Here is a 1,991-nt window from a genome sequence, read left to right on the forward strand (position 1 = left end):
GCGCCGGAGCGGTCCGCGCCGCCGGGCCCGGGCCGTCCCTCGGCGGGTGCGCCGGCCGCTCCGGGCGCGGCCCCGGCCCGACCGGCCAGGTCGTCCCGTCCGGCCGCGTCGCCGCGCGCCCCGGCCCCGCGGCCCCGGCCGAACGGTCCGCCGGACCCGCCGCCCGCGCCCCGCACGGCGAGTTCGCTCAGCCGCTCGTGCAGTGCGGCCGCGCCGGGCCGTTCGGCGGGTTCCTTGGCCAGGCAGGCCCGGATCAGCGGCGCCAGCTGCGGCGGCACCGCGGTGAGGTCCGGCTCCTCGTGCACGACGCGGTAGAGCATGACCTCCGAGGAGGCGCCGGACCCGAACGGGGTGTCCCCGGTGAGCGCGTAGGCGAGCGTCGCGCCGAAGGCGAAGACGTCGGTCGCGGGCGTGACGGCGACCCCCCGGACCTGCTCGGGGGCGAGGAAGCCGGGGGAGCCGACGGCGGTGCCGACGTGGGTGAGCGTGCTGGCCCCGCGCGACCAGGCGATGCCGAAGTCGATGATCCGGGGCCCGCGCGGCGACAGCAGGATGTTGGAGGGCTTGAGGTCCCGGTGGACGACGCCGGCCTCGTGCACCTTGACCAGCCCGTCGGCCAGCGCGGCCCCGATCCGGGCGACCTCGGGCCAGCCCAGTGCCCCTTCGTCGCCGACCCGCTTGTACAGCGAGGGCCCGGGGACGTACGCGGTGGCCAGCCAGGGCCGGTCGGCCTCAATGTCGGAGCCCATGACACGGGCGGTGCAGCCGCCCCGGATCCTGGACGCGGCGGCGATCTCGCGGGCGAAGCGGGTGCGGAACTCGACGTCCTCGGCCAGTTCGGCCCGGATCAGCTTGAGCGCGACCCGCTGCCCCCGGCGGTCGGAGCCGAGGTAGACCACGCCCATGCCGCCGGCCCCGAGCCGCCGGTGCAGCCGGTACGGCCCGACGATGCGGGGGTCCTCACGCCTCAGCCGCATCATCGTCATTCCCGTTTCCCCGTCAGACTGTCGGTGAGGCCCCGTCGGGTGGGGCGTCGTCAGTTCCTGTCCGGCACAGCTTACGGACTGCCCGCTGCGGTGTGCTGATACGCAACACCTGAAGCCACCGTCCGATTGTCGGATCTTGGACTGACCGTCGGCGGGGCGGTGCCGAATCGTTTCTCGGGGTCCCCTCTCAGGGTTCCCCCGGGGGAGCCGCGGCGGGCGTCTCCGCCTGCGGTAGTAGGCCCCAGGTCCGGTCGTCATCCTCCGGGAGGCCCGGAGAACAGTACGACGGCATGACGTCCACCAACCCCCTCGCGCCATACCGTTGTTCTCAGCGGTGGACGGGGAGCTCGTCCCCCGAGGTAAGCCGTCCACCGCGTCCACGTGTACCACCGTTCCGCCTTCCACCACCGGCCGAGCTCACGAATCAGGAGTCAGGGCATGGCAGCGCAGCACACGGGATCCACCTCCCGCCGCCGGCGGCCGGCCTTCACTCAGCCGCAGGCCGCGGAGCCCACCAGGCACCCGGCGGTGGCGCTGGCCATGGCACTGCCCTGTGCGGTGCTGCTGGCCGTCCTGTTCGGAGGCTGGGAGCAGATGGCGAACCAGGCGCTGGCGGTGGCCGAGTTGATCGGCCACTGACGCGCACCACAAGCTGGCACTGATCCCCTGGGGACGGGGAGCCGGTGCCGCCGGGGAGGCCGCGGCCGCGACAACTCGCGGACGGGCGAGTGCGCGGACGGGCGAGTGCGGCGCGCAGAGCGCCCCGGCAGGCGGAGATGCCGCGTACGGACGTCGGTGAGGGCGACCGTACGCGGCTCTTCCCGTTGCGCAGCCACACAGCTCGCAGAGCCCCAAAGGACCACGCGGAGACCGGGACGGAACGCCGAAAACGGCCTGGGCCGCGACTCGTTCGAGTCGCGGCCCAGGCCGTCACTGTGCGCGATACTGGGATTGAACCAGTGACCCCTACCGTGTCAAGGTAGTGCTCTCCCGCTGAGCTAATCG

Annotated in this window: 2 protein-coding genes; one reads left to right on the top strand and one right to left on the bottom strand. The window is 73.8% G+C overall.

Going from position 1 to position 1,991, the window contains the following annotated elements; genetic code table 11:
* Positions 1–986, bottom strand: a 986-nt coding sequence (locus VR45_RS03985) for a serine/threonine-protein kinase (RefSeq protein WP_107084096.1), incomplete at its 3' end; no start/stop codon positions are given.
* Between the two features lie 438 nt (positions 987–1,424).
* On the opposite strand from VR45_RS03985, the gene VR45_RS03990 reads away from it, so the two are divergent.
* On the top strand, positions 1,425–1,625 hold the full coding sequence (locus VR45_RS03990) for a hypothetical protein (protein WP_045938281.1): 201 nt from the start codon (positions 1,425–1,427) through the stop codon (positions 1,623–1,625).
* Positions 1,626–1,991: the final 366 nt, after the last annotated feature.

The sequence above is a fragment of the Streptomyces sp. NRRL S-495 genome, from assembly GCF_000966955.1.
Lineage (GTDB): Bacteria > Actinomycetota > Actinomycetes > Streptomycetales > Streptomycetaceae > Kitasatospora > Kitasatospora purpeofusca.